Consider the following 23,811-nt stretch of genomic DNA (forward strand, 5'->3'; position numbering starts at 1 on the left):
TGGAATTCAGTCGAGCTTGCGGGCCGACCAACGGACCGCGTTGTGGACGAGTCTGCGATATGACGGGTGGGTGTAGGCCGACGGCCCGTGGCCGAGCTGCACCGCGACGACCCGCGCCGTCGTGCAAGGGCCGACCCAGGCCAGGATCGGGTCGCTGGCCGGGGCGTCGGTGGTCAGCAGGGGCCGATCCTTCTCGGATCGGTACAGATTCTTGTAGGCCTCGTCGCGGACCAGGAACGGGCCCACGCCACGCAGGACGGGGTGCTCGCCGGCCGGGACGACGAACATCTCGACGCCGTCCATCACGGCGGACGACGGCGCGTCCCCCTCGCGCTGGAGCCGGTACCGGCCACCGACGACCTCCTCGGACCACCAGGCCCACGACTGGAAATCGAGCAGGGCGTGGTGGAGCACGACGATCCCCTTGCCGGCCTCGACGAACGCCCGCAGGTTCTTGCGGGCCTCCTCGTCGAGGTCCCGGGTGAAGTCGTAGAAGACGACGACGTCGAATATGTCGCGGACGTCCTTCTTGAAGGCCTCGGCCGCCGTCTCGACCGGCAGCGCGTCGAGCCCCTCGACGCCGTCGAACAGGCCGTAGAAGGAGGCGTCATGGAAGTGGCCGCCGGTGATCAGGAGGGCTCGGACCGTGGGCGGCGCCTTGGCGACGTCGGAGCCCACGGCCCCCGTCGCGGCCCACTCGCAGGCGCGGGCCAGCAGCATTCCCATGTGGGGCTCATGCAAGGCGGCGGCGTCGCGACCCAGGGCGAGCGCGGCCACCCGCCCCGCACCGTGCGTTCGAGCGGCGAGGACTGGGGCCTTTTCGGCCCCGGCGACGGCCAGCGTCTCGCCCCCGGGGACGGCGACGACGGCCGGGACGGGGCCGACGGTGCGAATCTCGCCCGGTAGACCGGCGACGATCGGGTGCTCGGGGTGGACGATCGCGACGGCTAGCAACGCTGCTGGCCCGATCGGGACGGAGCCCGCGTGGAGCGGCGAAAGGTCCGCGGCGGCCGACGGCCCGCAGACGCCGCCGCATGCGACGACGAGGCCTTTGCCCAAGGCGACGAAGTCCGCGAGGGCCTTCGCGGTCGCCGCGTCGCCCGCGCCGCCGTCGTCGACGACCAGGTCGAAGCCCTCGAACGTCCTCGCGCCAAGGCCGACGGGCGTCTCGCAGACGCGGACGTCGAATCGGCCCGAGCGCTCGAGGAGGCGTTTCAAGACGGGCCGCGACGCCCGGCGATCGAGATCGTCCGAGCCGCCGAGGATCAGCACGCGGATCGGCGCGGCGGCCGCGGCCGCCGCGGCGAGGATGAGGAACGCCAGCGCGAACAGGACCTTGCGGGGGCGACGGTTTCCGAGCATGGGAGTGCCCTCCTTCGCCCGGACTATACCGCCGCCGCCGGTCAGGGATCTTGTGCCTCGACGCCAGCGTTTGGAACAGGACCGTCGCGGCGCGAATAGTGGGCGCGGTACTCGCGCGGGGTGCGGCCGAACCAGCGGCCGAATTCGCGGGTGAAATGGCTTTGATCGGCGAACCCGCAGGCCGCGGCGATCTCGGCCAGCGACTGCCGCGTCGTCACCAGCGCGCGGGCCGCCAGCCGGATGCGGAGCCGGCGCAGGTATTTCTGCGGCGTCGTGTGCAGCTCGTCCTGGAACCGCCTTTCGAAGGCGCGTACCGACATGTGGGCGATCGCCGCGAGCCGGGCGTTGGTGATCGGCTCGGCGAAATGGTCGCGGAGGAAGGCCAGCACCGGCCCCAGCCCGGACAGGGTCGCGACGGCCGCGTCCGGCTCGGCGAGCTTCCGCGTCAGCCCGGCCGTGGCGACGACCTCGCCGCGTCCGTCGTAGAGCGGGATCTTGTTCGTCATGCTCCAGACCGTCCGCCCGTCGGGCTGGCCCACCAGCTCGATCCGGTCGACGATCCGCCGGCCGCCCAGCACATACTCGTCGTCCATCCGGAACTGGTCGGCCAGGAACGGCGGCGAGACCTCGTAATCGGTCTTCCCCACCACCTCGCGTGCGTGCGGCCCCGCCTCCGCGGCCCCTACGCCGAACGCGTGGTTCAGCAGGAAGGCCCGGTTCACCCAGCGATACCGCCCCTCGCGGTCTTTCACCCAGACGACCACGTCGTCCAGGCAGTCGAACAATTCCGCGAGCTGCAGGAAGCCCCGGAGTTCCGTCGTTCCGGGCGGGATGGCCGTCACCGATGCGCCTCCTCTTCCGTTCCCTATTCCGCCGAGCCACGCCATCGTCCCGCAGGACGAGACGGGCCGCCAGATCCCATCAGGGCGACGGGCGGATCTGCCGTCCCTCGCCACCGCCTCGTCGTTCCGGCATAATGGAGCCCGCGGAGGATGCTCGACCAACCACGCCGAACGGGGATGACGACACGTGCCTGCTGAGATCCTGGATGGGAAGGCCCTGGCCGAGCGGGTCCGCGGCGAGCTGGCGGTCGAGGTGGCGGAGTTCCGCGACCGGACGGGGATCACGCCGGGGCTCTCGGTGGTGTTGGTCGGCGAGGATCCGGCGAGCCGGGTGTACGTCCGCAACAAGGAGAACGCCGTCAAGGCCGCCGGGATGCACGGCGAGGTGATCCGGCTGCCGGCCGAGACGACCCAGGCGAAGGTGCTCGCCACCGTCGACCGCCTCAACGCCGACACGGCCGTCCACGGCATCCTCGTCCAGCTCCCGCTGCCGAAGTACCTCGACCCCGCCGAGGTGATCGAGCGCGTCGACCCGCTCAAGGACGTCGACGGCTTCAACACGGTCAACGTCGGCCTGCTCGCCCAGGGGAACCCCCGGTTCGTCCCCTGCACGCCGCTCGGCATCATCGAGCTACTCAAGGACGCCGGAGTCGAGACCCGGGGCGCGCACGTCGTGGTGCTCGGCCGCTCGCAGGTCGTCGGCAAGCCGGTGGCGCTCCTGCTGCTGCAGAAAGGCAAGGGGGCCGACGCCACCGTGACCGTCTGCCACACCGGCACGAAGGACCCGGCCCGGTTCGCCCGCGAGGCCGACGTGCTGATCGCCGCGATGGGCCAGCCCGAGGCGGTCAAGGCCGACTGGGTCAAGCCCCACGCCGTCGTCATCGACGTGGGGATCCACCGCAAGGCCGACGGCAAGCTCTGCGGCGACGTCGACTTCGCCGAGGTCGCGGAGGTCGCCGGCAAGATCACGCCCGTCCCCGGCGGCGTCGGGCCGATGACTGTGGCCATGCTCCTGCGCAACACCCTGTTCGCCGCCAAGCTCTCCGCCGAAAGCCGAGGATGAGGCCGTGATCCGCCTGGGAATCTGCAATGAGCTGTTCGAGGGCTGGGACCTCGCCGAGGTCTGCCGGACCGTCCGAGGCCTCGGCTACGACGGCCTGGAGATCGCCCCCTTCACTCTCGCCCCGCTCGTCACCGACCTGTCGGCCGACCGTCGCCGCGAGATCCGCCGCATTATCGAGGATTCCGGCCTGGCCACGATCGGCCTGCACTGGCTGCTCGCCAAAACCGAGGGATTCTATCTCACTTCGCCAGACCCCGCCGTCCGCCGCCGAACCGGCGACTACCTCATGGTCCTGGCTGAGGCCGCCCGCGATCTCGGCGGGTCGCTCATGGTGCTGGGCTCGCCGAAGCAGCGCGACCTGCTCCCGGGCGTTTCGTACGAACAGGCGGAGGGATACGCCCTCGAAGTCTTCCAGCGAATCATGCCGAGCGTCGGCGACCTCGGCATCGACCTCTGCCTGGAACCCCTGGCCCCCTCCGAGACGAACTTCCTGAACACATGCGCCCAGGCCGAGGCGCTCATCGCCAGGGTCGACCACCCGCATTTCAAGCTCCACATGGACGTCAAGGCCCAGAGCGGCGAGGTCGAGGCGACCGTCCCCGAGCTGATCCGCCGCCACGCCGCCAAGGCCGGCCACTTCCACGTCCAGGACGTCAACCTGAAAGGTCCGGGAATGGGCGACGTCGACTTCGCCCCGATCCTCAAGTCGCTCGTCGCATCCGGCTACGAACGCTGGGTTTCGGTCGAGGTCTTCGATTTCTCGCCCGGGGCCGAGGAGACCGCCCGCCGCAGCATCGATTGCCTGCGGCGCGAACTCGACGCCGCGTATGCGAAGCATGCCTGATCCAATCGACCCAGCTTCGCCACGCGATCAAGTTTGCACGCTCGCCCGGATTTGTAAATTTGTACAGTATCCAATTGCGGGCGGCGGCCGAGTATTGGTATTGTGGCGATCTCAGGAGTTGCTTTGATCTGCCGTGGCCGGATGCCGAGCGGTTGATGAACAGGATGGGAGCTGGGGCCCAGCGATGGCGAAACGGACCCGCCGGGGGAATCAGGATCGCGAGGTCCGCGCGCGGCGGACGTCGCTGACGGAGGACGTCCCGCTGGCGGAGGCGGCGCGGGAGCGGTATCTCAACTACGCGCTCAGCGTCATCACCTCGCGGGCCCTGCCGGACGTCCGCGACGGGCTCAAGCCCGTGCAGCGGCGGATCTTGTACGCGATGTGGTCGGACCTCCGGATCACCGCCGACGGCCGGTTCATGAAGTGCGCGGCGGTCGTCGGCGAGGTGATGAAGAACTATCACCCCCACGGCGACTCGTCGATCTACGACGCCCTGGTCCGCATGGCCCAGCCGTTCTCGCTTCGCCAGCCCCTGATCGAGGGTTATGGCAACTTCGGCTCGATCGACGGCGACCCGCCGGCCGCCTTCCGGTACACCGAGTGCCGGCTGACGCCCATCGCCCAGACCCTGTTGAGCGAGCTGCGCGACCAGACGGTCGACTTCCGCGACAATTACATGGCGACCACGCAGGAGCCCATCGTCCTGCCCGCCCAGTTCCCGAACCTGCTCGTCAACGGCGCGGCGGGCATCGCCGTCGGCATGGCGACGAACATCCCGCCGCACAATCTCAAGGAAGTCTGCAACGCCCTGGTCGTCTTGCTGGAGAACCGCGAGGCCCCGCTGGAGAAGCTGACCCGGCACATCATCGGGCCCGACTTCCCCACCGGCGGCGTCATCCTGAACGGGCCCGACGAGATCCAGCGGATCTACGCGACCGGCCAGGGCTCGCTGAAGCTCAGGGGCACCTACCTCCGCCCCGAGGATCGGCCCAACGCGATCATCATCGACTCGATCCCCTACGGCATCGAGAAGGACCCGCTGGTCGCTCGGATCGGCGAGCTGATCGGCAAGGGGATGGTCCCCCAGCTCACGAACGTGAAGGACCTGAGCACCGACGACATCCGCATCGTCTTGGAGCTTCGGCCGGGCTCGAACGCCGACGCCGCCATGGCCTATCTGTTCAAGAACACGCCCTTGCAGGTGAACTACGGCGTGAACCTGACGTGCCTGCTTCCGGCCCTTGAGGCGGAGGTGGCCGTCCCCAGCCGGCTGGACCTCAAGACCATCCTCCAGCACTTCCTCGACTTCCGGATGGACATCGTCGTCCGCAGGCTCAGCTACGAGCTGAAACTCTTGCTGGCGCGGATCCACATCCTCGAAGGCTTCGCGATCGTCTTCAACAACCTCGACGAGGCGATCCGGATCATCCGCGCCAGCGACGGCAAGGCCGACGCCGCCCCCAAGCTGATCGCCCGCTTCGGACTCAGCGACCTGCAGGCCGACGCGATCCTGGAGACCAAGCTCTACCGCCTGGGCAAGCTGGAGATCAAGGACATCCTCGAAGAGCTGGCCGGCAAGCGGAAGCGCGCCGCCGAGATCCAGAAGCTGCTGGACGACGAGCCGGCGCGATGGGCGATCATCAAGGAAGAGCTGAAGCAGATCGCCAGGGCCTACGGCGACGCCCGCCGGACCCGCATCGAGGCCCCCGCCGCGCCGATGGAGTTCCGCGAGGAGGACTACATCGTCGACGAGGACGCCTGGGTCATCGTCACCCGCGAAGGCTGGACGAAGCGGCAGCGCTCGTTCACCGACGTCGCCAGCATCCGCGTCCGCGACGGCGACCAAGTGGGCTGGGTGTACCGCGCCCGCGCCCGCCAGACGATCACCTTCTTCACCGACCGCGGCATGGGCTACACGCTCCGCGTCAACGACATCCCCATGACGACCGGGCACGGCGACCCGATCCAGAAGCAGTTCGCCTTCGAGGACCAGGAACGGCTCGTCGGCGTCGTCTGCCACGACCCGCGCTGCCTGCCGGACTTCGCCCGCTACGCACAGACGCCGTCGCGGATGGTCCAGCGGACCCTCGACTCCGACCTCGACGCGACGGCGAACGGCCACGTCGGCGCCAACGGCGACGGCCACGCCGACGGCGCGCTCAACGGTCACGCCGGAGGCCCCACCCTGCCGCCGCCGCCGTACGTGGTGGCCCTGACCGCCGGGGGCAAGATCCTCCGGTTCCCGCTGGCCACGCTCGCCCCCGTCTCGACGAAGAAGGGGCGGCTCGTCGCCCGGCTCGACCCCACGTTCAAGGGCGATTCGATCGTGGGCGTCGAGGCGACCGACGGCTCGGAGAACGTCTGCCTGGCCACCAAGCAGGCGCGGGTGCTGATCTTCCCCGTCACCGAGGCCAACGTCGTCGGCTCCGCGGCGCGGGGCGTGGCGGCGATCAAGCTCGACGCCAAGGACCGGGTCATCGGCTTCGTCCTGGCGAACAAGAAGCGGGAAGGGCTGGCGGTGCGGACCAACCGCGGCGCCGAGCAGATCGTCCGGGCGACGAAATATCCCGTCACCGGCCGCGGCGGCCGGGGCTATGCGATCCTCCAGCGGGGGTCGCTCGAATGCCTGCTGCCCGCCGAGGCCGAGCCCGTGCCGTCGCCCGACCAGGTCGGCGACGCCGGCGACGCCCGATCCAAATCCGACGACCCCCGGGATTGACGAACCCCCGCGCCCGCGAAGAATACCGCGTCCCGGCCGAGCGTGCCGGGGCCAGCAGAGAGGGTTGGACCGCGATGGCGAACGGATCCGCGACCTACGACGCCAAGTCGATCACCGTCCTGGAAGGGCTGGAAGCGGTCCGCCGCCGGCCGGGCATGTACATCGGCGGCGTCGACAAGACGGGGCTGCACCACCTGCTCTGGGAGATCGTCGACAACTCGGTCGACGAGGTGATGAACGGCCACGCCACCCGGATCGTGGTCACGCTGCACCACGACGGCCGCACGATCTCGGTGTCCGACAACGGCCGCGGCATCCCCGTCGACAGGCATCCCAAGACCGGCCAGAGCGCGCTCGAGGTCATTTTCACCACGCTCCACGCCGGCGGCAAGTTCGACAACGACGCCTACAAGGTGGCAGGTGGCCTGCACGGGGTCGGCGCCAGCGTCGTCAACGCGCTCAGCAAGAGCCTCGTCGCCGAGGTCCGTCGCGACGGCCGCACCTACACCCAACGCTACAAGCGCGGCAAGGCGCTCGGCCCGGTCGAGCCCGGCGAGCCGGCTCGCGGCACCGGGACCACCGTGACCTTCACGCCCGACACCGACATCTTCCAGGCCCTCGACTACGACTCCGCCCTGATCGCCGAGCGGCTGGACGTCAAAACGTACCTGAACAAGGGCCTGGTGATCCAGTTCGTCGACGAGAAGGCCAAGACCAGCGTCGAGTTCCGCCACGACGGCGGCGTCGCCGACTTCCTCGACGCCGTCAACCACCGCCGCCAGGACGCGCGGGTCGCCCCCGCCGCCTTCGTCCTGGAGCGCGAGCTGGAGGACGACGGCCTGCGGATCCATCTGGCCCTGGCCTGGACCGAGGCGACCGACGAGGAGGTCCTCTCGTTCGTCAACACGATCCCCACCCGCGACGGCGGCACCCACGAGATGGGCATGCTGGCCGCCGTGGGGACGGCCGTCCAGCGGTTCATGGAGACCCACGACCTGGTCAAGAAGGGCCTGGAGATCAAGCGCGAGGACGTCCGCGAGGGCCTGACGGCCGTCCTCTCGGTCTGCCTCCACGAGCCCCAGTTCCAGGGCCAGACCAAGGGCCGGCTGAACAACCCCGAGGTCCGCGGCCAGGTCGAGTCGATGGTCCGGCCCAGCCTGGAGGCGTTCCTCCACCAGAACAAGAGCGTGGGCGACGCCGTGGTGGCCCGCGTGATCCAGGCGGCCAAGGCCCGCGAGGCCAGCCGGGCCGCGGCCTCGCAGGTCCGCCGCAAGACGGCCGTCGGCGGCAAGCTCAACCTGCCCGGCAAGCTCGCCGACTGCGACAGCACCGACCCCGAAGAGTCCGAGCTGTTCATCGTCGAGGGCGACAGCGCCGGCGGCTCGGCCAAGCAGGGCCGCGACCGCGACGTCCAGGCGATCCTGCCGCTCCGCGGCAAGGTCCTCAACGCCGAGCAGGCCGGCAAGGCCAAGGTGCTCGACAACAAGGAGCTGACCGACCTCGTCAGCGCCCTGGGCTGCGGCATGGACGACCAGTTCGACCCGGCGCGGCTGCGCTACGGCAAGGTGATCATCCTGACCGACGCCGACAGCGACGGCCACCACATCGCCACCCTGCTGCTGACCTTCTTCTACCGCCACCTCCCCGGCCTGCTGGCCGACGGCCGCATCTACCTGGGCTGCCCGCCCCTGTACAAGATCACCTGGGGCAAGGAGACCTACTGGGCCTCCGACGACGGCCACCGCGACCGCCTGCTCGGCAAGCTGCCGTCGAACGCGAAGCCCGACATCACCCGCTTCAAGGGCCTGGGCGAGATGCCCGCCAAGCTCCTCTTCGAGACCACCCTCGACCCCGCCGGACGCCGCCTGCTGCGCGTGGTCGTCCCCGAGGAAGACCGCCCCTACACCGAGCGGACCGTCTGCGACCTGATGGGCAAGGAGCCCGAGGCGCGGTTCAAATTCATCATGGAAGAGGCCTACACGGCGAAGGACATCGACATCTGATCGGTGGCCCGCGTCGTCGTCCTCACGCCCCGAGAGCCAGGAACCCCCAGCCCATGCCGATCATCGAAGTCGAGGACCTCACGAAGACGTACCGCGTCTTCCAGAAGAACGAAGGGCTCCTCGGCGCCCTCCGCGGCCTCTATCGCCGCGAGTACAAGGAGGTCAAGGCGGTCGACCGCATCGGCTTCGCCATCGAGCCCGGCGAGATGGTCGCGTTCCTCGGCCCCAACGGCGCGGGCAAGACCACGACGCTCAAGATGCTCTCGGGCCTGATCTACCCCAACGGCGGCGACGCCCGGGTGCTGGGCTTCACCCCCTGGCGCCGCGACGACGCCTTCCGCCGCCAGTTCTCGCTGGTGATGGGCCAGAAGAACCAGCTCTGGTGGGACCTCCCCGCCGGCGACAGCTTCCAGCTCCACCGCGAGATCTACTCGATCCCCAAGGACGAGTTCGACCGGACCCTGTCCGAGCTGATCGAGCTGCTGGGGGTCGAGAAGCTGACCCGCCAGGCCGTCCGCGAACTCTCGCTGGGCGAGCGGATGAAGATGGAGCTGATCGCCGCCCTGCTGCACGGCCCCAGGCTCCTGCTGCTCGACGAGCCGACCATCGGCCTCGACGTCGTCGCCCAGGCGGCCATCCAGAAATGCCTGCGCGACTACCACGAGCGGCGGGGCGTGACGATGCTCCTGACGAGCCATTACATGCGCGACGTCGAGGCGCTCTGCGACCGCGTCATCGTCATCACCCAGGGGAAGATCGTCTACGACGGCCCGCTCGCCGGCATCGTCGAGCGGTTCGGCGAGTCGAAGCTGGTGCGGCTCCAGTTCGAGGGCCCCGCGCCCGAGGGGCTGGAGCGCTACGGCGAGGTCGTCCGCCGCGAGGGCCCGTTCGCCGACGTCCGCATCGAACGCTCGCGGGTGGCGGAGGTGCTCGGCGCGGTGCTCAACCGCCACGCTTTGGCCGACGTCAGCGTGGAGGACCCGCCGCTGGAAGAGGTCATCGCCAAGGTCTTCGAGGAGGCCCGGCTCGCCCATGAAGCCGCTTGACGCCCTCGCCCCGATCGACGGGGACCTCGACCTGACGGCCTCGCACCGCCCCCGTCCCGGCTTCGCCGACTCGATGGTCAAGTACGCGCGCATCTTCCGCGTGTCGCTCATCGAGAGGATGACGTACCGCAGCGATTTCCTCCTGGGCACGATCCTCCGGTTCCTGCCGATCATCACCACGATCCTGCTCTGGCGGGCGATCTACGAGGGCTCGGGCCAGGCGGTCCTGGGCGGGTTCAACTACCGGGAGATGATCGCCTACCTGCTGCTGACCAACATCAGCCGGTTGTTCTCGAGCATGCCCGGCCTGGCGGCGGGCATCGCCCGCGACGTCCGCGAGGGGACGCTCAAACGCTACCTGCTCCAGCCGCTGGACCTGATCGGGTTCCTGCTCTCGTCGCGGGTCGCGCACAAGGTCGCCTACATCACGATGTCGTTCATCCCCTACGCCGGCCTCTTCTACGTCTGCCGGGGCTACTTCGACGGCTTCCCCGACGCCCTCACGATGGCGGCCTACGCCGTCTCGCTCATCCTGTCGTTCATGGTCGGCTTCTACTTCGAGGCGAGCGTGGGAATGGTGGGGTTCTGGTTCCTGGAAGTGACGTCGGTCCTCTACATCGTGATGACGCTCAACTTCTTCGTCTCGGGCCACATGCTGCCGCTCGACCTGCTGCCGCAGCCGTGGTCGGGCCTGCTGAAAGTGCTGCCGTTCCAGTACATGGCGTATTTCCCCGCCGTGGTCTTCCAGGGCAAGATCCGTGGGGTCGAGCTGGCCCTGCACCTCGCGCTGGAACTCTTCTGGGCGGTCGCGTTCCTGCTGCTGGCGAAGGGCCTCTACCGCGCCGGGCTGAGGCGCTACAGCGCGTACGGAGGCTGATCTCGTGATCGCAGGCGCAACCCGATACGGCCGGATGCTGGGCGGACTGGCCCGCTACACGCTGGCCCGCGAGATGGCCTTCCGGGGAAACTTCCTGGTGAAGGTGTCGGTCGAGCTGCTCTGGATGGGCATCATGATCGCCTTCTACCGCACCGTGTTCGGCAAGACGAGCAGCATCGCCGGCTGGAGCGAGCCCGACTACTTCTTCTTCGTGGGCTGCTTCTTCGCCCTGAACGGGGTGATCGAGACCCTCTTCCTGGAGAATTGCAACGAGTTCGCCGAGCTGGTCCGCACCGGCGACCTCGACTTCCTGCTGCTCAAGCCGATCGACGAGCAATTCCTGATCTCCTGCCGCCGCATCGACTGGGGGACGGCGCCCAACCTGGTCATGGGGGCCGTCCTCATGGCCGTGGCGCTCGTCCAGAAGGGGTGGGAGTTCGACCCGACGCGGGTGGCGGCCTTCTTCGCCACCTTCGCCTGCGGGGTCGCCATCGCCTACAGCTTCATGATGATCCTCACCTCGGTCTCGGTCTGGATGGTCCGCAACCAGAGCCTGATGGAGATGTGGTGGCTCTTCTCGAGCCTCGCCCGCTACCCCCGCGAGATCTTCGCCGGCCGCGGGGCCGAGCCGCTGGGCAAGTTCTTCACGTTCGTCATCCCCATCCTGCTGGTCTCGAACGTGCCGGCGAACGTCATGGTCCGCGTGCTCGACCCGAGGATGGTCGCCTGGACCGCCGCGGTCGCCGTGGCCTCGCTTTGGGTCAGCCGGCGATTCTTCCAGGTCGCGCTCCGCTCCTACCGCAGCGCCAGCAGTTGAGCCCGCCGCACGAACCAAGATTCGCGCGGTAGCGGACCAAGCATGACCTAGGATTCCCGTGTTGGGCGGGACGGCCGAGGTGCAGTGCGCGCCTCCTCGGTCTTGGTCGACGGCTCCGCGCCGTCGTGCTCGGGGATACTCCAGGAGGTCGAGCCGTGGTCGACGCGGAATCAACGTGCGAGGCCCCACGGGAAGACGCGACGGCGTCCGCAGAGTCGCGATGCGATCCGGAAGGAAGCGGCGGTCGGGAGAGCGTGGCGACGGCCCTCGAGCCGGCCCTCCTGGCGGAGATCCACCACCTGCGGTCGAGGCTGGAGGAGGCCTATGCGACCATCGACGCGCTCCGCGTCCACAGGACGAACCTGGAGGGCGACCTGCACGACCTGAGGCGGGTGGCGGCCACCGACGGCCTCACGGGCCTCTGGAACCGCCGGTTCCTGGTCGATTCGCTCAACATCTCGTTCTCGTTCGCGTTGCGTCACCGGCTGCCGCTGTCGATCGTGCTGCTGGACGTCGACCACTTCAAGTCGTTCAACGACGGCTACGGCCACGCGGCCGGGGACGTCGTGCTCCGCGACGTCTCCGCGGTCGTCCAGGCCGCCGCCCGCAGCCACGACGTCGTGGCGCGGTACGGTGGCGAGGAGTTCGCCATCCTGCTCCCCGGGACGGGGCGCCCCGGCGCGGTGACGATGGCCGAGCGGGTCCGGCTGGCGCTGGCCTCGCGGAGATGGCCCCTGGGCCCCATCACCGCCAGCCTCGGCGTGGCCACCCTCCGGCACGAAGAGGGGGTCTCGCAGGTCACGGCCGAGGGCCTGGTCGAGGCGGCCGACCTCGCGCTGTATCAGTCGAAACGCCTGGGACGCAACCGGGTCAGCCACGCCGACGACCTCGTCCGCCCCCCCTCCCCCGCCGGCCACGAGGTCAAGGCCGCCGTCGGCTGTTGACCCCCTCCCTCGCAGGCTCGATACTGCTGGGGCGTGATGATGGGATGAACCGCCCGGACCTCGGTGGATCGTGATGGCGTACGTCGTATCGGCCCTCGTCCTGGTCCTGGCGTCCGCCGCCGCCGCGGTCGCCCTGCGACGGGCGCGGGCGGCCGGCGAGGTCGCGATGGGCCTGGTGCGGCTGGCCGAGGGTCGGCGCGCCCGGCCGGTGCTCGCGCGGCCCTGGGGCGGGCCCGACGCCCTGGTCTCGGCCTTCAACGCGACGGCGCCCGAGATCCACGACCGCATCCAGCGGCTCGAGGCCGACCGCCAGCAGCTCCGGGTCGTGCTGGGTGCGATGGCCGAGGCCGTGCTCGCCGTCGATCCCCGGCGCCGCCTGCTCTTCGCCAACGCCAGCGCCGACGCCCTCTTCGGCCTGGACGGGTCGTCGGTGGGCCGCCTGATGCCCGAGCTGATCCGCAGCCCCCAGGTGCAGGAGGCCGTCGAGTCGACGTTCCGCGCGGCCCATCCCGACGCCTACCTCGCCGAACTGACGCTGGCGGGCCGCGAGGGCCTCCGGGCCTCTTCGCGGATCCTGGCCGTCCGGGGCTCGCCGCTGCCCGGCAAGCCCCCCGCCGGCGCGGTCCTGGTCTTCCACGACGTCACCGACCTGAGGCGGCTGGAGCGGATGCGCCAGGACTTCGTCGCCAACGCCTCGCACGAGCTGAAGACCCCGCTGGCGTCGATCAAGGCGTACGCCGAGACCCTGCTCGACTGGGCGCTCGAGGATCCGGCCGTGAACCGGCGGTTCGTCGAACGGATCGACGAGCAGGCCGACCGGCTCGACTCCCTGATCCACGACATGCTCAGCCTCGCCCGGCTGGAGGCGAATCAGGACGTCTTCCGGCACGACCCCCTGGGCCTGGCCGCCGTCCTGGGCCGCTGCGTCGAGGCTCATCGCGACCGGGCCGAGTCCGGCGACCTGACCCTGGAGTTCGACGTCGACGCGCTCGACGCCGGGGCGACGATCCTGGCCGACGAGGAGGCGGTCCGCCAGATCTTCGACAACCTGATCGACAACGCGATCAAGTACACGCCGCCTGGGGGCCGGGTGGGGGTCGTCGGCTCGGCCTCGGCCGCCGAGATCGTCGTCGCGGTGAGCGACACGGGCCTCGGCATCCCCCGCGAGGAGCAGGCGCGCATCTTCGAACGCTTCTACCGGGTCGACAAGGCCCGGAGCCGCGAACTGGGCGGCACCGGGCTCGGCCTGGCCATCGTCAAGCACCTGGTCTCGTCGCTCCAGGGGCGGGTGGAGGTGACCAGCCGGCTCGGGGCCGGGTCGACCTTCACCGTCCGGCTGCCCCGGGCGCAGGCCCCCGCCCCGTCGCCGACGTCGACGGCCGCCGAGGCGGGCTGAGCCGCCGACGGCTCATTTGTGCTGCGTCTCCAGCCAGCGTTCGCAATCCATCGCGGCGGCGCACCCCGAGCCGGCGGCGGTGATCGCCTGGCGGTAGTGGGTGTCGACGACGTCGCCGCAGGCGAAGACCCCCTCGACGCTCGTCGCCGAGCCGTAATTCGGCAGCGCGTCGAGCAGCCCGGCGGGAGCGCCGGCGTCCTTCCAGGAGAGGGCCGACCGGGTCAGGACGTAGCCCTCGGGGGTGGTGGCGACCTGGTCCCGGAAGATCGTCGAGTTGGGGTCGTGGCCGATGGCCAGGAACAACCCGTCGATCTTCAGGTCTCGCGTCGAGCCGTCCTCCGTCGAACGGAGGCGGACGCCTTGCAGGTGGGGGGCGCGCGGGGAGGCGTCGCCGAGGATCTCCTGGACGGCGTTGCCGAGGGCGTATTCGATCTTGGGATGGCCCTTGAGCCGGTCCTGCATGATCTTCGACGCCCGCAGCTCGTGACGGCGGTGGATGAGGGTGACCTTGGTGGCGAACCGGGTGAGGAAGGTCGCCTCCTCGATGGCCGAGTCGCCGCCGCCGACGACGGCGATCTCCTTGCCCTTGTAGAGCGCCCCGTCGCAGGTGGCGCAGGTGGTGACGCCGTTGCCGCGATAGGGGCCCTCGATCCCCAGCCAGCGGGCCGAGGCCCCGGTGGCGATGATGACCGAGTCGGCGGTGTAGGTGCGAATCTCGCCGCTGGAGGGGTCGCCGCTGGGGTCGTCGGTGGTCTTGACCGTGAACGGCCGCCGCGAGAAGTCGACCTCGAAGGCCGTCTCCCAGCGGGCGTCGGCGCCGAACCGCTGGGCCTGCTTGCGCATCCGGTCCATCAGCTCGGGCCCCTCGACGCCGTCGGGGAAGCCCGGGAAGTTGTCGACCGTCGTCGTGAGCGTGAGCTGCCCGCCCGGCTCCTTGCCCTCGAAGACCAGGGGGGCCAGGTTGGCGCGCGAGGCGTAGATCGCGGCGGTCAGACCGGCGGAACCCGAACCGATGATGATCACGGCCGAATGTGCAGCAGACATCGTCACCCTTTCCGAGCGAGGCGGGCGGGGCCGCGTCGTCCGCAAGTCCGACGGGATCGAACCTTGCGAAGGCGGCCACCGGGATCGGGACGCGTCGGGACGTGGTGCCGGACGCCGGCGTCCCGGGGAAATTCCGCGCAATCTCGCCGATCGACTCCCAATCCTAGGGGGTCGTGACCTAGATTTCCAGCAGGGTCCCCTGACGGGCGGAGCCGGGCGCCGCCGCGGCGAGGGCCGCGGGGGCGGGCAGAAGCCGTCAGGGACGACCGGGGGGACGCGACGCCATGCTGGTCTTGACGCGGAAACTCATGGAACGGCTCTACATCGGCGACGACGTCTGCGTGACGGTCGTGCGGCTGGAGGGGGGCCAGGTGCGTCTGGGCATCGAGGCCCCGCGCGAGATCGCCGTCGTCCGGGCGGAGCTCGTCCCCGAGCGGGCGACGCCGCCGAGGCCGGCCCACCACGACGGCGGCGAGGTCAGGCGCCCACCAGCCTCGGCTCGTGGAACCGATACCCCACGCCGCGAACCGTCTCGATGAGGTCGCCGGCCTCGCCGAGCTTCTTCCGCAGGCTCTTGATGTGGACGTCGATCGTCCGCTCCAGGACGACGGCGTCCTCGCCGATGGCGGCGTCCATCAGCTCGTAGCGGGTGAACGCACGGCCGATCTGGCGGAGGAGGACCTCCAGCAGCCGGAACTCCGTGGGGGTCAGCACCAGCTCCTGGTCGCGATGGAACGCGCGATGGCTGTGGCGGTCGATGACGACCCCCTGGCTGACGATCTGGGATCCGGTGGGGGTCTCCTCGCGGGACTCGGCGCGGCGCAGCTCTTTCTTGATCCGCTGGATCAGGACCTTCATGCTGTACGGCTTGGTCACGTAGTCGTCGGCGCCGGTCGCGAAGCCCACGAGCTGGTCGGACTCCTCGCCGCGGGCGGTGACCATGATGACGGGAACGTCCTTCGTGCGGGCGTTCGCCTTCAGCTCGCGACACACGTCGAGGCCCCCCTTCAGGGGCAACATCAGGTCCAGGACGATCAGGTCGGGCGTCTTGAGCTGGGCCTGCCGCAGCCCCTCGACCCCGTCGCCGGCCACGATCGCCTCGTAGCCCTCGCGCTCGAGGTTGGCGCGGAGGATCTCCACCAGCGCGGGCTCGTCTTCCACGATCAGGATCTTCGGCTTGGGCATGTTCGTCGAGTCCCGGGCCCTGGTCGCGGGCGGGCGGCCCGCATGAGTCGTGCCGATTCCAGTATAAGGATCGGCGCGTGCCCGCGATGAATCCCGCGTGAAGAAATCATGAAGCGGCCGCGGTATCGTCCTTTCCATCGCCCGCGAAGGCGTGCGCCATCATAACGGCCGAGCGGGCGAGGATCTTGGCCCCCAGGACCAGGGCCCGCTCGTCGATGTCGAACGAGGGCGAGTGGAGGTGGTGGACGGCCCGGCCCGGCCCGGCCACGCCGAGCCGGAGCATGCAGCCGGGGGCCAGGGACAGGTAGCCGGAGAAGTCCTCGCCGCCCATGCTGGGCAGGCGGATCTCGTCGAGGTTCTCCGGGCCCACGACCTCGCCGGCGGCGCGGGTGCAGAGGGCCGTCACGGCGGGGTCGTTGAAGACGCCTTCCGTGCAGTTGTTCAGGCTCAGCTCGAACGTCGTCTCGGTCGCCGCGCCCAGGCCGTCGGCGATCTGCTTGAGCCGCTCGGCGACGCGCTGGGAGGACTGCCGCGAGAGCGTGCGGATCGTCCCCCTGAGGACGGCCTCGCCGGGGATGACGTTGGCGTTCGTCCCGGACTGGATCGAGCCGAAGGTGACGACCGTGGGGTCGCGGGAGTCGACGCTCCGGGGGATCGCCTGGTAGACGGTGGTCAGGAACTGGCAGGCGGCGAGCAGCGGGTCGCGCGCCAGGTGGGGTCGCGCCGCATGGCCGCCCACGCCGCGCACGACGACGTCCAGGTCGTGGCAGAAGGCCGTCAGTTCCCGGGCCCGGCAGCCGACGCGGCCGACGGGCCGTTCGGGGTCGACGTGAAGGGCCGCGACGGCCTTGACGCCCGCCATCGCGCCGGCGGCGACCATCTCGTAGGCGCCCTCGCCGACCTCCTCGGCCGGTTGGAACACCGCGCGCCAGCAGTTCGGCGCGGGCAGGACCCCGCGGCAGGCCCAGAGGGCCTCGGCCGCCCCCAGGGCCATCGCGGCGTGGGCGTCGTGGCCGCAGGCGTGCATCACGCCGTCGCGGGCCGAGCGATAGGCGACGTCCTTGGCGTCGGCGATGGGCAGGGCGTCGATGTCGGCCCGGATGGCCGCGAGCGGGCCGGCCGAGTCGTCGAGGGCCCCCGCCAGGATCCCCCTGCGAGACGAGACGACGGAAAACGGCACGCCGGACTCTTCAAGCCGCTCGGCGAGGAACCGCGTCGTCTGGTATTCCTCGCGGCTGGGCTCGGGGTTCACGTGCAGGTGGCGGCGCACCTCGCGCAGGCGGTCGGCCCGCGAATCGATGCAGCGGTCCAGCGCGAGGCGCCAGTCGGTCATGATCGGGAGAGTCCCTTCGAGACGGGGAGAGGCTTCAACGCCTCAGCCGACGCCTGACCCGTCGGGCCCCCTGCGCCATCGAGTGCAGGCCCGGGACCTTGTCGAACCACCGCGTGGAGATGTCGCTCGACGAATTGCGCTGCGTGCCCAGGTTCGGCACGGCGACCAGGGTCGACACGTCGGGGTTCTTGTCGCGGAAGATGCTGTAAGCCCCGTCCACGTGCATCGGGCCGCCGTCGGGATGCCCGGTCGGCCGTCCCAGGATCGCCTCGAGGTGGTCGACGAGTCGCAGGACGACCTCGCGCCGGATCGCCACGAAGTGCGCCGTCTGGACCGCGCCCCGATAGGGCTGGAGCGGGACGCCCGGATCCTCGGGAAGGCCGGTCAGGATGTGGCCGAAATACGCGAACCCCCAGTCCTCGCGGGCCAGGATCGCGGCGAGGGCGTCGCCGCGGCGGACGAAGTCGGGGTCGATCTCCAGGTCGTCCTCCATGATCAGCACGCTGTCCGTGCACACCTCGGCCGCCCGCTTCAGGACGCCGAGGTGGCTGAGGAAGCATCCCCGGACCCCCAGGCTGGGGAACCCTTCGGTCGTCTCGGGGCGGATGCCCGGGAAGAACTCGACGCGCCGCTCCCAGTCCGTCAGGCCGACGCGGTCGAACATCGCCCGCGTTTCGCGGCGGCGATCCGCTCGTTGCGGGAGGTTGATGACGTAGGCCCGGGAGAAGGACTCGAGGAGGCTCATCGCGAATCCGGAGGGGGTGTCGGGCGGGAGGCGGAGCGCCTGGATTTCCACACGCCAGCTTAGGACCCGCCCGTTCGGCCGTCAAGGCGAAGCGAGCGGGCGTCGCCGCGGGGGCCGTCGGACTCAGCCGATGCGGCCGGTGATGTAGGCCTCGGTCCGGGGATCCTTGGGATTGGTGAACAGGATGTCGGTGGGGCTGAGCTCGACGAGGATGCCGGTCCGCTGGCCGTCGCCGGCGGCCTCGTCGGGCATGAGGCAGGCGGTCAGGTCGCTGACGCGGCGGGCCTGCTGCATGTTGTGGGTGACGATGACGATGGTGTAGTCGTCCTTGAGGTCGTCCATCAGGTCCTCGACCCGGGCCGTCGAGATCGGGTCGAGCGCCGAGCAGGGCTCGTCCATCAGGATCACCTCGGGCTCGACGGCCAGCGTGCGGGCGATGCAGAGCCGCTGCTGCTGGCCGCCGGAGAGCGCCATCCCCGAGTGGTGGATCTTGTTCTTGACCTCCTCCCAGAGCGCCGCCCGCCGCAGGGAGCGCTCGACCAGCTCGTCCATGTCGCCCCGGTAGCCGTTGATCCTCGCGCCCCAGGCGATGTTGTTGTAGATGCTCTTCGGGAAGGGGTTGGGCTTCTGGAAGACCATGCCGATCCGCCGCCGCAGGCCCACGGCGTCGACCTTGGGTCCGGCGATCGACTCGCCGTCGAACCGGACCTCGCCCTCCATCCGGCAGTCGGGGATCAGGTCGTTCATGCGGTTGAAGCAGCGCAGGAGCGTGCTCTTGCCGCAGCCCGAGGGGCCGATCATGGCCGTGATCTTGTGGCGGGGGATGTCGATGTCGATGCCCTTCAGGGCCAGCGAGGAGCCGTACCAGACGTGCAGACCGCGGGTCTGCAGGACCACGGGGTCGGCGGGCGGGGGCGAGGACGGATCGTCGCGCGACGTCGCGGCCCCCGGGGGGGCGGGAGGGCCCGGCGGGGGAGTCGTGCCGTCCTTCACGAGGGTCTCGGGGGCGTTCATGGACCGATCCGGGGTTGGGGATGCGCGTCGTCCGTCGGCCCGGTTCAGCGGCCGCGGCGGAAGCGGTTGCGGATGAGGATGGCGACGGCGTTCATCGACAGCAGCAGCACCACCAGGATCAGGATGCCGCCCGCGGCGACCGCCTGGAACTCCCGATCGGGCTCCTTGGCGTAGTTGTAGATCTCGACCGGCAGCGCCGTGTAGCGGTCGAGCGGGCCGCGGGGCGCCCGCAGCAGCGAGCCGGCGGCGCCCACCATCAAGAGCGGCGCCGTCTCGCCGATCGCCCGCGACAGGCCCAGGATCGTGCCCGTCATGATGCCCGGCAGGGCCGCCGGCAGGACGTGGCCGCTGACGACCTGCCAGCGCGTCGCCCCCAGGGCCAGGGCGGCCTGGCGGAGCGACGCCGGCACCGTGCGGAGCGCCTCCTGGGTCGTGATCACCAGGGTGGGAAGGATCAGCAGGCCGAGCGTCAGGACCCCCGCCAGGAGCGACGGCCCCAGGGCCAGGCCCTTCATCCCGAAGGCCCGCACGAAGAGCGCCAGGCCGAGGATGCCGTAGACCACCGAGGGGACGCCCGCCAGGTTGGCGATGTTGGTCTGGATCACCCGCCGCGCCCGCCCCTCCGGCATGTACTCCTCCAGGAAGACCCCGGCCCCGATCCCCACGGGGATGCCGATCGCCGTGACCAGCCCCAGCAGCCAGAGGCTGCCCACGAGCCCGACGTGGTAGCCGGCCGCGGCGGGGGTGCTCGACTGGCGGCCGGAGACCAGGCGCCGCAGCAGCGAGCCCAGCTCGCTCAAGTTGGCCGCGACGTCATGCCAGGGGGGATGGGGGGGCCCCGACAACGCGGCCGCGAGGATCGCCCCCATCAGCACGGTCAGCACGACCACGCCCGTCAGCGTCGCCAGCAGGCAGGCCGCGCCGAAGATCGGCCCCAGCCAGCGCCGCATCCGCCGATGCGGCCGGAACGCCCCGGCCGACGCGTCGCTCATTGGTAGACCTCGCGGTAACGCCTGAGCACCAGGCTGGAGATGACGTTGAGCGTCATCGTGATGCCGAACAGGGCCAGCCCCACCGCGAACAGCGACAGGTACTTCGCCGAGCCGTAGGCGGCCTCGCCGCTGATGACCTGGACGATGTAGGTCGTCATCGTCTCGACCGAGGTCAGCGGGTTGAGCGTGATCTGGGGGATCATCCCGGCCGCCAGCACCACCGCCATCGTCTCGCCGACGGCCCGGCTGATCGCCAGGATGAACGACGCCACCACCCCGGAGAGCCCCGCCGGCAGGACGATCCGCGTCGAGACCTCGAACTTGGTCGCCCCCAGCCCGTACGCCGCCTCGCGCAGGCCCGAGGGGACGGCCGAGAGCACGTCCTCGCTCAGCGACGAGACCAGCGGCACGATCATCACCCCGACCACGACGCAGGCCGACAGGGCGTTGAACTGGTCGACCCGCACGCCCAGGGGCTCCAAAATCGCCTTGAGGACCGGCGTGACCAGCAGCAGGGCCAGGTAGCCGTAGACGATCGTCGGCACGCCGGCGAGCAGCTCCAGGGTCGGCTTGAGAACCGACCGCACGACCCGCGGGGCGTACTCGCTCAGGTAGATCGCGCTCATGAGCCCGATCGGCAGCGCGATGCACGACGACCCGAAGGCGATCAGGAAGGTCCCCCAGACCAGCGGCAGGATGCCGAACTTCGGCGGCAGGGCGTCCGGCTTGAGCACCGCCCCCAGCAGGAAATCGCCGACGCCGATCTTCGCCTTGAGGAAGAACTCGACCGTCTGCACCGTGAGGACGAGCAAGATCCCCAGCGTCGTGAGCACGGTGATGAGCCCGCACAAACCGAGCACGACCGGCGCGAGCAGCTCGGCGACGGCCGAGGCCCGCGACTGGCCGCTCCACGCGTCGTCCTGCGAAGAAAGGGCGGTCGGCGGGCTCGGCGGCGCTTTGGGGGTCACGGTCGCATCCGGGGAGACGGGACGTTCGGGCGGCATCGCTCGCTCAGGGGGTCGCGGGCGTCTTGGCGGCCGGCTCGGCCGAGCCGGCACCCGGCGCCGCGGTCAGCCGGGCCAGCGCCGCCTTGGCCGCCTGGCATTCGTCCGCGCTCGGGGGATCGTATCCCCCCTTCACGGCGAGAGTCGAGACGTTGTCCAGGTAATACGACAGGAATCGCCCCATCTCGGGCCGCCGGGCCGCGGAATTCTTGACGAACAGGTAGAGGGGCCGCGAGAGCGGCTTGTACGACTTGTCGGCGATCGTCTCGGGGCTGGGGACGACCGCCGGAGCGTCGGCCGTCGCCTGCACCGCCAGGGCCCGCAGCTTCTCCTTGTTGGCCGCGTAGTACGCGTAGCCGAAGTAGCCCAGGCCGTCCGGGTCGCCGGCGACGCCGTTGACCAGGATGTTGTCGTCGGAACTCTGCTGGACGCCCTCGCGCTGGCTCTTGGCCTTGCCGACGATCGCCTCGGTGAAGAACTCGTAGGTGCCCGAGTCGTTGTCGGGGGAGTAGAGGATGATCGGCCGATCGGGCCACGAGCCGTCGAGGTCTTTCCAGGTCTTGAGCGTCGAGCCCGGCTCCCACAACTTTTTGATCTGCTCGACCGTCAGCGATTTGACGAAGTCGTTCTTGGCGTTGACCGTCAGGGTGATGCCGTCGTAGCCGACCAGCAGCCGAGTCCATTCAATCCCCTGGCTGCGGGCCTTCTCCGCCTCCTCGGGCTTGGCGTCGCGCGAGGCGTCGACGATGTCGACCTCGCCCTGCAGGTAGCGTCCGAAGCCGCCGCCGGTGCCGTGGTTGTCGACGACCACCGTCACGTCGGGGTCGACCGCCGCGAACCCCTCCTGCGCCGCCTTGCTGATCCGGTAGACGGTGCTGGAGCCGTCGATGATGATGGTCGGCGCGGGGGTCGAGGCATCGTTGGCTGCGCCGCCGCCCCCGCCGCATCCCCCGACGACGCCGAGGGCCGCGCCCAGGGCCAGGAGCCGAAATCGTTCACGCCAGGGCCGCATGGATCGCTGATCCTTCGTCTCGAGGAGAGGGTGCGAGTCTTCCGCCGGACGGACCGGCCCGCCCGGGGGAACACCTCGCGATTGTCCGCGAGCCCGCTCCGCCCGTCCAGTCTATCGCGCCTTCATGAAGTTCATATGAAGTCGACGTGAGGATGGGCGGAGTCCGGCGGATCGGCGAACTTCCGGGGCGATTCTCCCGCGACGGCGATACACTGGAAGGGCGGCGCTCGCCGAATCCCTCTTTCATTCCCCTGGCTGGTGGACGGCACGCGATGATCGTGGTCAACGACCGGGTGACGCTCGACGAGGCGGAACTCGAATTCGAGTTCATCCGCTCATCCGGCCCCGGCGGGCAGAACGTCAACAAGGTCTCGACGGCCGTGCGCCTCCGGTTCGACGCGACCAACTCGCCGTCGCTCCCGGAGGACGTGCGGCGCCGCCTCATCACCCAGGCCGGGCGACGGGTCGGCGGCGACGGCTTCCTGTCGATCCTCGCCCAGGCCGAGAGGACCCAGGAGTCGAACCGGCGCGACGCCGTCGAACGCCTGGTCGAGATGATCGCCAAGGCCTGCGAACGCCCCAAGCCCCGCCGCCCCTCCCGCCCCACCCTCGGCTCCCAGAAGCGCCGGCTGGCCTCCAAGAAGAAGCACAGCGAATCCAAGTCGCGGCGGAAAGACCCCGGCGCGCACGAGGAATGATTTCCGCCGGCCCGCAGGCTCTCAGGCAGCGGCCGGACGGCCTTCGAGGACCAGCCGTTCGATCCGTTCTTCGTCGCCGCGCAGCCGCATCCAGAGCGCGACGCCCCCCGCGAGCAGCCCCAGGCTGATGAGCATCGAGACGGTGACACCGGCGAAGACGCCTGGGTCGTCGGCGCGGAGCACTTCGACGGGCCAGCGGGTGATCGGGTAGGCGATCATCAAAAGCGCCATCACCTGGCCGGGGCGGCGGCGATACGGGAAATAGGCCGTCAGGACGACGAGCAGGACGAGGCCGCCGAGCGAGGCGATTAACTGGGTCGGATGGACCGGGAGCGACCACGGGGCGTCGGGCGGGATCAGGCCGTGGTCGACATGCTCGGCCCAGGCGTGCGAGCCGTAGGGGAAGCGGACGCCCCACGCGGCGCGGGTGACGGCCCCGTGGCAGCAGCCGTTGAGGTGGCAGCCGATCCGCCCGAAGAACGCGCCGACCGCCAGTGCGGGGGCGACGACGTCGGCCATTTTGAGGAACGGGAAGGGTCGCCGCCGGTAGTAGAGCAGCGTCCCGCCCAGGCCGCCCAGAATGCAGCCGTAGAATACCCCGCCCCCTTCCCAGGCCTTGAAGACGTCCAGGACCGAGTGGATCGACCCGGGATAGACGATCACGAAGAGGGCCCGGGCGCCGACGACGCCGCCCAGGAAGAGCCAGGTCGCCAGCTCGTACACGGCGTCTGCGTCCATCCCCTCGCGGCGCGCCCGCCAGACCGAGATCCCCAGCGCCGAGGCGCAGGCCAGGGCCATCATCAGTCCGTAGGCGTGGACCTTGAAGCCGAGGGCCTCGAACAAGATCGGTTGCATGGCCGCGTCCTTTCGG

Annotated in this window: 22 protein-coding genes; 11 read left to right on the top strand and 11 right to left on the bottom strand. The window is 70.1% G+C overall.

The genetic code is table 11. The annotated features are described in order from the left end of the window. Nucleotides 1–6 precede the first annotated feature (6 nt). Nucleotides 7–1,362 carry a ThuA domain-containing protein gene (locus PZE19_RS09795; protein WP_277860427.1) on the bottom strand — a complete coding sequence of 452 codons (1,356 nt, stop codon included), beginning with the start codon at nucleotides 1,360–1,362 and terminating at the stop codon, nucleotides 7–9. 41 nt (nucleotides 1,363–1,403) lie between these two features. Next, nucleotides 1,404–2,204 (bottom strand): AraC family transcriptional regulator, encoded by an 801-nt coding sequence (locus tag PZE19_RS09800; RefSeq protein WP_277860428.1) that lies wholly within the window; start codon nucleotides 2,202–2,204, stop codon nucleotides 1,404–1,406. Between the two features lie 187 nt (nucleotides 2,205–2,391). Between PZE19_RS09800 and PZE19_RS09805 the strand changes: the two genes are divergently transcribed. The 9 genes from PZE19_RS09805 to PZE19_RS09845 all read left to right on the top strand — a co-directional run bounded on the left by PZE19_RS09805 (nucleotide 2,392) and on the right by PZE19_RS09845 (nucleotide 13,913). Next, nucleotides 2,392–3,267 (top strand): bifunctional 5,10-methylenetetrahydrofolate dehydrogenase/5,10-methenyltetrahydrofolate cyclohydrolase, encoded by an 876-nt coding sequence (locus PZE19_RS09805; protein WP_277860429.1) that lies wholly within the window; start codon nucleotides 2,392–2,394, stop codon nucleotides 3,265–3,267. A 4-nt stretch (nucleotides 3,268–3,271) separates the two neighbouring features. Continuing rightward, the gene (locus PZE19_RS09810; RefSeq protein WP_277860430.1) at nucleotides 3,272–4,111 is read left to right on the top strand and encodes a sugar phosphate isomerase/epimerase family protein; all 840 of its coding nucleotides are present in this window, start codon (nucleotides 3,272–3,274) and stop codon (nucleotides 4,109–4,111) included. Between the two features lie 184 nt (nucleotides 4,112–4,295). Further along, complete coding sequence (locus tag PZE19_RS09815; RefSeq protein WP_277860431.1) at nucleotides 4,296–6,830, top strand: DNA gyrase/topoisomerase IV subunit A; 2,535 nt, start codon at nucleotides 4,296–4,298, stop codon at nucleotides 6,828–6,830. A gap of 74 nt (nucleotides 6,831–6,904) precedes the next feature. Next, on the top strand, nucleotides 6,905–8,833 hold the full coding sequence (locus PZE19_RS09820) for a DNA gyrase/topoisomerase IV subunit B (protein WP_277860432.1): 1,929 nt from the start codon (nucleotides 6,905–6,907) through the stop codon (nucleotides 8,831–8,833). Nucleotides 8,834–8,886: 53 nt separating this feature from the next. Next, nucleotides 8,887–9,879: an ABC transporter ATP-binding protein gene (locus tag PZE19_RS09825; protein WP_277860433.1), complete on the top strand. Its 993-nt coding sequence runs from the start codon at nucleotides 8,887–8,889 to the stop codon at nucleotides 9,877–9,879. Then, complete coding sequence (locus PZE19_RS09830) at nucleotides 9,866–10,756, top strand: ABC transporter permease (RefSeq protein WP_277860434.1); 891 nt, start codon at nucleotides 9,866–9,868, stop codon at nucleotides 10,754–10,756. The genes PZE19_RS09825 and PZE19_RS09830 overlap by 14 nt, the downstream gene beginning before the upstream one ends. 4 nt (nucleotides 10,757–10,760) lie before the next feature. Then, complete coding sequence (locus PZE19_RS09835) at nucleotides 10,761–11,573, top strand: ABC transporter permease (RefSeq protein ID WP_277860435.1); 813 nt, start codon at nucleotides 10,761–10,763, stop codon at nucleotides 11,571–11,573. Nucleotides 11,574–11,827: 254 nt separating this feature from the next. Then, nucleotides 11,828–12,517 (top strand): GGDEF domain-containing protein, encoded by a 690-nt coding sequence (locus tag PZE19_RS09840; RefSeq protein ID WP_277860436.1) that lies wholly within the window; start codon nucleotides 11,828–11,830, stop codon nucleotides 12,515–12,517. A gap of 73 nt (nucleotides 12,518–12,590) precedes the next feature. After that, nucleotides 12,591–13,913: a sensor histidine kinase gene (locus PZE19_RS09845; protein ID WP_277860437.1), complete on the top strand. Its 1,323-nt coding sequence runs from the start codon at nucleotides 12,591–12,593 to the stop codon at nucleotides 13,911–13,913. Nucleotides 13,914–13,925: 12 nt separating this feature from the next. On the opposite strand, the gene trxB is transcribed toward PZE19_RS09845, so the two are convergent. Next, a complete protein-coding gene (trxB, locus tag PZE19_RS09850) occupies nucleotides 13,926–14,957 on the bottom strand; it encodes a thioredoxin-disulfide reductase (protein ID WP_277860438.1) in 1,032 nt (343 codons plus the stop codon). A gap of 308 nt (nucleotides 14,958–15,265) precedes the next feature. Here trxB and PZE19_RS09855 point away from each other — a divergent pair, with 308 nt between their 5' ends. Next, entirely contained in the window at nucleotides 15,266–15,496 is a 231-nt protein-coding gene (locus PZE19_RS09855; protein WP_368411352.1) for a carbon storage regulator, read from the top strand. On the opposite strand, the gene PZE19_RS09860 is transcribed toward PZE19_RS09855, so the two are convergent. The 7 genes from PZE19_RS09860 to PZE19_RS09890 all read right to left on the bottom strand — a co-directional run bounded on the left by PZE19_RS09860 (nucleotide 15,435) and on the right by PZE19_RS09890 (nucleotide 22,242). Continuing rightward, nucleotides 15,435–16,142 (bottom strand): response regulator, encoded by a 708-nt coding sequence (locus PZE19_RS09860; RefSeq protein ID WP_277860440.1) that lies wholly within the window; start codon nucleotides 16,140–16,142, stop codon nucleotides 15,435–15,437. The genes PZE19_RS09855 and PZE19_RS09860 overlap by 62 nt on opposite strands. A 106-nt stretch (nucleotides 16,143–16,248) precedes the next feature. Further along, the gene (locus PZE19_RS09865) at nucleotides 16,249–17,475 is read right to left on the bottom strand and encodes a M20 metallopeptidase family protein (protein WP_277860441.1); all 1,227 of its coding nucleotides are present in this window, start codon (nucleotides 17,473–17,475) and stop codon (nucleotides 16,249–16,251) included. 34 nt (nucleotides 17,476–17,509) lie between these two features. After that, entirely contained in the window at nucleotides 17,510–18,220 is a 711-nt protein-coding gene (locus tag PZE19_RS09870; RefSeq protein ID WP_277860442.1) for a glycosyltransferase family 25 protein, read from the bottom strand. A 123-nt stretch (nucleotides 18,221–18,343) separates the two neighbouring features. Next, nucleotides 18,344–19,234, bottom strand: a complete 891-nt coding sequence (pstB, locus tag PZE19_RS09875) for a phosphate ABC transporter ATP-binding protein PstB (protein WP_277860443.1) — start codon at nucleotides 19,232–19,234, stop codon at nucleotides 18,344–18,346. Nucleotides 19,235–19,278: 44 nt separating this feature from the next. Next, nucleotides 19,279–20,226 (bottom strand): phosphate ABC transporter permease PstA, encoded by a 948-nt coding sequence (pstA, locus tag PZE19_RS09880; protein WP_277860444.1) that lies wholly within the window; start codon nucleotides 20,224–20,226, stop codon nucleotides 19,279–19,281. Beyond that, nucleotides 20,223–21,194: a phosphate ABC transporter permease subunit PstC gene (gene pstC / locus PZE19_RS09885; protein WP_277860445.1), complete on the bottom strand. Its 972-nt coding sequence runs from the start codon at nucleotides 21,192–21,194 to the stop codon at nucleotides 20,223–20,225. Before pstC ends, pstA begins: the two co-directional genes overlap by 4 nt. Before the next feature lie 43 nt (nucleotides 21,195–21,237). Beyond that, entirely contained in the window at nucleotides 21,238–22,242 is a 1,005-nt protein-coding gene (locus PZE19_RS09890; RefSeq protein ID WP_277860446.1) for a PstS family phosphate ABC transporter substrate-binding protein, read from the bottom strand. Between the two features lie 272 nt (nucleotides 22,243–22,514). Between PZE19_RS09890 and arfB the strand changes: the two genes are divergently transcribed. After that, the gene (gene arfB / locus PZE19_RS09895) at nucleotides 22,515–22,940 is read left to right on the top strand and encodes an alternative ribosome rescue aminoacyl-tRNA hydrolase ArfB (protein ID WP_277860447.1); all 426 of its coding nucleotides are present in this window, start codon (nucleotides 22,515–22,517) and stop codon (nucleotides 22,938–22,940) included. Between the two features lie 21 nt (nucleotides 22,941–22,961). Here the strand turns inward: arfB and lgt are convergent, their stop codons facing one another. Continuing rightward, nucleotides 22,962–23,795, bottom strand: coding sequence for a prolipoprotein diacylglyceryl transferase (gene lgt, locus PZE19_RS09900; protein WP_277860448.1), 834 nt, complete (start codon nucleotides 23,793–23,795; stop codon nucleotides 22,962–22,964). Between the last annotated feature and the right edge of the window lie 16 nt (nucleotides 23,796–23,811).

It is taken from the genome of Paludisphaera mucosa, assembly GCF_029589435.1.
Taxonomy (GTDB): domain Bacteria; phylum Planctomycetota; class Planctomycetia; order Isosphaerales; family Isosphaeraceae; genus Paludisphaera; species Paludisphaera mucosa.

Coding starts and splice junctions, on each gene's coding strand:
- PZE19_RS09865 (WP_277860441.1), bottom strand. CDS start 17,475: ATGACCGACTGGCGCCTCGCGCTGGACCGCTGCATCGATTCGCGGGCC.
- PZE19_RS09820 (WP_277860432.1), top strand. CDS start 6,905: ATGGCGAACGGATCCGCGACCTACGACGCCAAGTCGATCACCGTCCTG.
- PZE19_RS09870 (WP_277860442.1), bottom strand. CDS start 18,220: ATGAGCCTCCTCGAGTCCTTCTCCCGGGCCTACGTCATCAACCTCCCG.
- trxB (WP_277860438.1), bottom strand. CDS start 14,957: ATGTCTGCTGCACATTCGGCCGTGATCATCATCGGTTCGGGTTCCGCC.
- PZE19_RS09815 (WP_277860431.1), top strand. CDS start 4,296: ATGGCGAAACGGACCCGCCGGGGGAATCAGGATCGCGAGGTCCGCGCG.
- pstB (WP_277860443.1), bottom strand. CDS start 19,234: ATGAACGCCCCCGAGACCCTCGTGAAGGACGGCACGACTCCCCCGCCG.
- PZE19_RS09855 (WP_368411352.1), top strand. CDS start 15,266: ATGGAACGGCTCTACATCGGCGACGACGTCTGCGTGACGGTCGTGCGG.
- PZE19_RS09830 (WP_277860434.1), top strand. CDS start 9,866: ATGAAGCCGCTTGACGCCCTCGCCCCGATCGACGGGGACCTCGACCTG.
- pstA (WP_277860444.1), bottom strand. CDS start 20,226: ATGAGCGACGCGTCGGCCGGGGCGTTCCGGCCGCATCGGCGGATGCGG.
- PZE19_RS09890 (WP_277860446.1), bottom strand. CDS start 22,242: ATGCGGCCCTGGCGTGAACGATTTCGGCTCCTGGCCCTGGGCGCGGCC.
- arfB (WP_277860447.1), top strand. CDS start 22,515: ATGATCGTGGTCAACGACCGGGTGACGCTCGACGAGGCGGAACTCGAA.
- PZE19_RS09860 (WP_277860440.1), bottom strand. CDS start 16,142: ATGCCCAAGCCGAAGATCCTGATCGTGGAAGACGAGCCCGCGCTGGTG.
- PZE19_RS09795 (WP_277860427.1), bottom strand. CDS start 1,362: ATGCTCGGAAACCGTCGCCCCCGCAAGGTCCTGTTCGCGCTGGCGTTC.
- lgt (WP_277860448.1), bottom strand. CDS start 23,795: ATGCAACCGATCTTGTTCGAGGCCCTCGGCTTCAAGGTCCACGCCTAC.
- PZE19_RS09825 (WP_277860433.1), top strand. CDS start 8,887: ATGCCGATCATCGAAGTCGAGGACCTCACGAAGACGTACCGCGTCTTC.
- PZE19_RS09845 (WP_277860437.1), top strand. CDS start 12,591: ATGGCGTACGTCGTATCGGCCCTCGTCCTGGTCCTGGCGTCCGCCGCC.